At 69.0% G+C, this 6034-nt stretch carries 6 protein-coding genes; 2 read left to right on the top strand and 4 right to left on the bottom strand.

Going from position 1 to position 6034, the window contains the following annotated elements:
• Positions 1 to 112: 112 nt before the first annotated feature.
• A complete protein-coding gene (locus IEZ09_RS32595; RefSeq protein WP_229813156.1) occupies positions 113 to 580 on the bottom strand; it encodes an Rv2732c family membrane protein in 468 nt (155 codons plus the stop codon).
• A complete protein-coding gene (gene miaB, locus IEZ09_RS32590; protein ID WP_268247663.1) occupies positions 577 to 2043 on the bottom strand; it encodes a tRNA (N6-isopentenyl adenosine(37)-C2)-methylthiotransferase MiaB in 1467 nt (488 codons plus the stop codon). Before miaB ends, IEZ09_RS32595 begins: the two co-directional genes overlap by 4 nt.
• Positions 2044 to 2100: 57 nt before the next feature.
• Between miaB and IEZ09_RS32585 the strand changes: the two genes are divergently transcribed.
• Complete coding sequence (locus tag IEZ09_RS32585; RefSeq protein WP_229813154.1) at positions 2101 to 3015, top strand: TAXI family TRAP transporter solute-binding subunit; 915 nt, start codon at positions 2101 to 2103, stop codon at positions 3013 to 3015.
• 28 nt (positions 3016 to 3043) lie between these two features.
• Here IEZ09_RS32585 and IEZ09_RS32580 read toward each other — a convergent pair whose 3' ends face one another.
• Both IEZ09_RS32580 and IEZ09_RS32575 read right to left on the bottom strand, forming a co-directional pair.
• Entirely contained in the window at positions 3044 to 4429 is a 1386-nt protein-coding gene (locus tag IEZ09_RS32580) for a sensor histidine kinase (protein WP_189257640.1), read from the bottom strand.
• A gap of 31 nt (positions 4430 to 4460) precedes the next feature.
• Positions 4461 to 5138 (bottom strand): response regulator transcription factor, encoded by a 678-nt coding sequence (locus IEZ09_RS32575; protein ID WP_189257639.1) that lies wholly within the window; start codon positions 5136 to 5138, stop codon positions 4461 to 4463.
• 159 nt (positions 5139 to 5297) lie between these two features.
• Between IEZ09_RS32575 and IEZ09_RS32570 the strand changes: the two genes are divergently transcribed.
• Positions 5298 to 6026, top strand: a complete 729-nt coding sequence (locus tag IEZ09_RS32570) for an amino acid ABC transporter ATP-binding protein (RefSeq protein WP_189257650.1) — start codon at positions 5298 to 5300, stop codon at positions 6024 to 6026.
• Positions 6027 to 6034: the final 8 nt, after the last annotated feature.

The following is a 6034-nucleotide window of genomic DNA, read 5'->3' as shown; positions in this document are numbered from 1 at the left end:
CCAGCCGAGCGCTTGACTAAGCTCCTGGCCCAAGCCAGTTGATCAGTTGTGTTGCGACGCCCCCTAGAACTCGCCGGGAACGAGAGGGGGCCTCTGGCGTGTTGAGGGGCGATTACAGCTGGGGCGGACGCGAAGCCGCGATCTTCACCCACTTCACCAGCAGCACGATCACCGCGATCACCGCGATGATCAACCCGGCACCGGGACCCGGCCCGATCGCCTTGTTGCTCGTGGTCGTCTGCTGCGTCCAGATCGACAGCACACCCGTGACGGAGCCCGCGAACAGGCCCAGCGCGCACACCCACGCCAGACCCCACCGGCGGACCGCGAGCGTGATCCCGGAACCGAGCACCCCGACCCCGAGCGCGAAGAACGAGAACAGCCGCGGCACGAACGACGTGGACTCGCCGAGCACGACCGAGAGACCCGTGTCGTCGCCGACCCACGGCAGGATCAGCGACACCAGCAACGCCAGCACCGCGATCGAGATCGTGAGCGCCCCGGTGCCGGGATCGATGCGGCGGGCCGCCTGCTGCTCCACCGCGTCGATCTCCTTGCGCAGGTACTCCTCTTCGCTCACTGCGCGGAACACCCCGACACGGCGGGCAGCGGAGCCGGAGCCCCGAACGACGGCAGACCCAGACCCACACCCGCGGTCTTGGGCTTGATGCCCGCCTCGGACCGGTCACCGGCCTTGGTGCGGCGCCACGTCAGCGGTTCGCCGTCCGCGACGAGGTAGTGCGGCGCGGCGTAGGTGACGACGGTCTCGACGACGTCGCCGGGACGCGGGGCCGTGGCACCGGGCGTGAAGTGCACGAGGCGTCCGTCGCGGGCACGGCCGCTCATGCGGTGCGTCTCGGCGTCGCGTTTGCCCTCGCCGGTCGCGACGAGGACCTCGACGGTCCGGCCGACCTGCTCGAGGTTCAACGAGTGCGTGATCTCGTTCTGCAGCGCCACGAGCCGGTCGAAACGCTCCTGCACGACGGCCTTCGGCAGCTGGTCGGGCAGCTCGGCGGCCGGCGTGCCGGGACGCTTGGAGTACTGGAACGTGAACGCCGAGGAGAACCTGGCCTGGCGCACCACGTCGAGCGTGCCCTGGAAGTCCTCTTCGGTCTCACCGGGGAAGCCGACGATGATGTCCGTGGTGATCGCGGCGTCCGGCATGGCCGCGCGGACCTTGTCGATGATGCCGAGGTACTTCTCGGTGCGGTACGAGCGGCGCATCGCCTTGAGCACGCGGTCCGAACCGGACTGCAGCGGCATGTGCAGCTGGTGGCACACGTTCGGCGTCTGCGCCATGGCGGCGATGACGTCGTCGGTGAAGTCCTTGGGGTGCGGGGAGGTGAACCGCACGCGCTCGAGGCCCTCGATGCCACCGCAGGCGCGCAGCAGCTTGCCGAACGCGAACCTGTCGCCGAACTCGACGCCGTAGGAGTTGACGTTCTGCCCCAGCAGCGTCACCTCCAGCACGCCCTCGGCGACCAGGGCCTCGACCTCGGCGAGCACGTCGCCTGGGCGGCGGTCCTTCTCCTTGCCGCGCAGGGACGGGACGATGCAGAACGTGCAGGTGTTGTTGCAGCCCACCGAGATCGACACCCAGCCCGAGTAGGCGGAGTCGCGGGTGGCGGGCAACGACGACGGGAACGTCTCCAGCGCCTCGAAAATCTCGACCTGCGCCTCGGAGTTGTGCCGCGCGCGTTCGAGCAGCACCGGCAGCGAGCCGATGTTGTGCGTGCCGAACACGACGTCGACCCACGGGGCACGGCGGACGATCTCGCTGCGGTCCTTCTGCGCGAGGCAGCCGCCGACGGCGATCTGCATGCCGGGCTTCGCGGCCTTCTGCGGCGCGAGGTGGCCGAGGGTGCCGTAGAGCTTGTTGTCGGCGTTCTCGCGGACCGCACAGGTGTTGAAGACGACGACGTCGGCCTGCTCGTCCTCGGCGGCCCGCGCGTAGCCAGCGTCCTCCAGTAGACCGGCGAGCCGCTCGGAGTCGTGCACGTTCATCTGACAACCGAACGTGCGTATCTGGTAACTGCGGGTCACTGCAACCAACCTTTCGTCGGGTGCAAGCGTAGAACGCCCGCGTGGCACGATGCGCAGGTGCTGGGACGAGTGCATGCCGCCGTGAGCCTGCTGACCGCCGCGACGGTCCTGACGGGCTGTGGCAGCACGGTCGAGGACGTCAAGATCACGATGGCCACCGGCAGCGAGGGCGGCGTCTACTACCGGCTCGGCAACGGCCTCGCGGACATCTGGAGCGGGCGTCTGGGCATCGTGCGGCCCCAGGTCGTGGCGACGGCCGGGTCCAAGGACAACGTCACCCGCCTGGTCAACGACCAGGCCCAGGTCGGCTTCTCGCAGGCGGACGCCGTCGAGGGCGTCGAGGGCGCGTCCCGGCTGCGTGCGCTGGCCCGCATGCACGACGACTACCTGCAGGTCATCGTGCGCGCCGACCTGCCGGTGACGAAGCTGCGCGAGCTGTCGGGGCTGCGCGTGTCGATCGGCGCCCAGGAGTCGGGTGTCGAGATCATCGCGAGCCGGCTGCTGAAGTCGCTGAACGTCACGCCGCAGACGCTGAACCTCGGCCTCGAGGAGTCGGCCCAGTGGATGCGCGAGGGCAGGCTCGACGCGTTCTTCTGGTCGGGAGGGTTGCCGACCTCGCGCATCTCGCAGCTCACCAAGGAGCTCGGGGTGCGGATGCTCGACCTCAGGGACGACCTGTCGTCGTTCCGCGAGCAATATCCCGTGTACGGGTCCGCGACGCTGCCGGCGTCGACCTACAACCTGCAGTCCGGGCCGGTCATCACGCTCGTCGTGCGCAACTTCCTGCTCGTCAACGAGAAGATGCCCGACGACGTCGCCGAGGCGCTGGTGCGGCAGCTGTTCGAGGGGCAGCCCGAGCTCGTGAAGGCCCATTCGGCGGCGCGGACGATAGAGCAGCGGTCGGCGATCGAGACGTCACCGGTGCCGCTGCACAACGGCGCCATGCGCTACTACCGCGAAGCCAAAGTGTAATATCCAATATATTGGTCGGCGGGGAACGTCAGACCGCGGGCAGTTCGACGACGACCTTGAGGCCGCCCTCCTCCGGCGACTCGAGGCGGACCGTCCCGCCGACGCGCTCGACGACCAGGCGCACGATCGAGAGACCGAGCCCCGAACCGGGAACGTTCTGGTGCGCCGGGCTGCGCCAGAACCGGTCGGTCGCGCGTTCGAGCTCCTCGGGTTGCAGACCGGGCCCGTGGTCCGCGACCGACAGCCGCACGACGTCGCCGTCCTTGCGCACGTCCACCACGATCAGCGTTCCCTCCGGGGTGAACTTCAGCGCGTTGTCGAGCAGCGCGTCGAGCACCGTCTCGACACCACGCGGAGGCGCCAGTGCCATGCCGACACGCTCACCGTCGAGCACGAGGTGAACCTCCTTGGCCGTCGCCGCCGCCTGCCACGCCGACAGCCGCGCCGCCACGGACTTGTCGACGTCGACCGGCACCGGATCGACCGAACTGGACTCGGCGCGCGCCATGGCGAGCAGCTCGTCGAGGATCCGGTTCAGCCGGTCGGCCTCGCTCAACGCCTCCACCTGGTGCACCTCGGCCTCGGCGTCGACGTGACCCTCCAGGTTGGACAGCCGGAGCTTCAACGCGGTCAACGGGTTGCGCAGCTGGTGTGACGCGTCGGCGACGAAAGCCCGTTGCGCGGCAAGCACATCGCTCACGTTCGCGGCCATCTGGTCGAACGAGCGGCTGAGCTGCCGCAGTTCCGGCGGCCCGCTCTCCGCGCCCACCGGCGGCACCGGCCGGCCGGACACCACCGCGGCGAGCAGCTTCCCGGTCGCGTCGTCCAGCGCCTGCACCGGACGCAACGTCCACCGCACCACCGGCAGCGCCAGCAGCACCGCGAGCGCCAGCACCAGAAGGCTCGCCGCGAGCAGCAACCCCCACCACGCCAGCACCTCGAACCGGGTCTTCGACGTCGGCGAGAACGTGATCACCGCACCGCGCACCTCGCCGTCGACCAGCACGGGCTCGGCGAGCACCAGCTTCGTGTCGCTCCACGGCATGAACAACGGCGGCGCGACCGGCAACCGTCCGGCCAGGGCCTTGCTCACGAGGTCCTGGACGGCGCTGTCGCCGAGCGCGAGGTCGTTGCGGGAGGCCACGAGCGGCACCGTCGGCGCGTCGCGGCCCACCACGGCCACGCCGATGTCGTAGAGCTCGCTGTACCGCTCCAGCTCGGGCCGCAGCAGGTTCGGCTTGTCGTCGATCAACGGGCGCTGCGCCAGCGAGGCGAACCGGCTGGTGTCGGTGAGCCGGTCGAGGAACATCTCCTGCTGTTCCGCGGCCGCCACGCCGCGCCCGAGCGGCACGCCCAGGCCGACGAGCACCAGCACGATCAGGGCGAGCACCACGCCCAGCAGCCGCGACCTCACGACACGTCACCGAACACGATCAGGTGAAGATTCACGACACCTGGCCCAACCGGTAGCCGACGCCGCGCACGGTTTCGAGCAGCGCCGGGCGGCCGAGCTTGGTGCGCAGCGTGGCGACGTGCACGTCGAGCGTGCGGTTGGCGCCGGACCACGTGCGGCCCCACACTTCGGCGAGGATCCGCTCCCGTGTGCACACCGCGCCACCCGCCGCCATGACCAGCGCGAGCACCTGGAACTCCTTGCGCGAAAGGGCGACGGATTCACCCGCCACGGTGACTTCGTGGCGTCCCAGGTCGACTCGCACGTCCCCGGTCTCGAACACCTCCGTCGACACCGCCCCCACCCCGACGGGATCGGCGCCGCGACGTCGGCGCACGGCGTGCACCCGCGCGACGAGTTCGCCCACGTCATAGGGCTTCACCAGGTAGTCGTCGGCTCCGGCGTGCAGGCCGAGGATCCGGTCGTCGATCTCCCCTCGCGCCGACACCACGATGATCGCGACGTCCGACGCGGCTCTGATGGCACGGCACAGCGTCACGCCGTCCATGTCGGGCAGGCCGAGGTCGAGCAGCACCACGTCGACGCCGGTCAGGCGGTCGAGCGTGCCGCGCCCGGTGGCCTGCCGGTCCACCTGGAAACCCCGTCTGGTCAGGGCTGGGACCAAGGCCTCTGCGACCCTGTCGTCGTCCTCGACGAGCAGCACGCGCACTTTCGCTACCTCCCGGGCAACCGATGTCTGCCTGTGACAGAGTTGAGACCCTAAGTCTTGCTCAATGTCCTGGACTGGTGTGGTGGCGGACACCTAGGTTTCCGCCAACGCCGACGACCCCAAATGGAGGACTGGATGACTGCCGCCTCTACCTCGCCGATGATTCGCGTGGCGGGTGTGGACAAGTTCTTCGGCCCGTTGCACGTGCTCAAGAACGTGCAGCTGGAAGTGCCGAAGGGGCAGGTCGTGGTCGTGCTGGGGCCGTCGGGTTCCGGTAAGTCGACCCTGTGCCGGACCATCAACCGACTCGAGCCGATTGATTCCGGTGTGATCGAGGTCGACGGTCAGCCACTTCCCGCCGAAGGAAAGGAACTGGCCCGCCTGCGCGCCGATGTCGGCATGGTGTTCCAGTCCTTCAACCTTTTCGCGCACAAAACCATCGTCGAGAACGTGATGCTCGCTCCGGTGAAGGTGCGCAAGACCCCGGCGACGGAAGCGCGCAAGACCGCGATGGAGTTGCTCGAGCGGGTCGGGATCGCCAACCAGGCGGAGAAGTTCCCGGCTCAGCTCTCGGGTGGGCAGCAGCAGCGTGCGGCGATCGCCCGCGCGCTCGCGATGAAGCCCAAGGTGATGCTGTTCGACGAGCCCACGTCCGCTCTGGACCCCGAGATGGTCCAGGAGGTCCTCGACGTCATGACGGGCCTGGCCAAGGACGGCATGACGATGCTGGTCGTCACCCACGAGATGGGCTTCGCCCGCAAGGCCGCGGACCGGGTGATCTTCATGTCCGACGGCGAGGTCGTCGAGGACTCGACCCCGGAAGAGTTCTTCTCGGCCCCGAAGTCCAACCGCGCGAAGGACTTCCTTGGCAAGATCCTGACTCACTAGAAGTCAGC

The organism is Lentzea flava (genome assembly GCF_014648475.1).
Taxonomy (GTDB): Bacteria; Actinomycetota; Actinomycetes; order Mycobacteriales; family Pseudonocardiaceae; genus Lentzea; species Lentzea flava.
The sequence above is the reverse complement of the archived record's forward strand: the minus strand, read 5'-3'. Positions and strand labels throughout refer to the sequence as shown.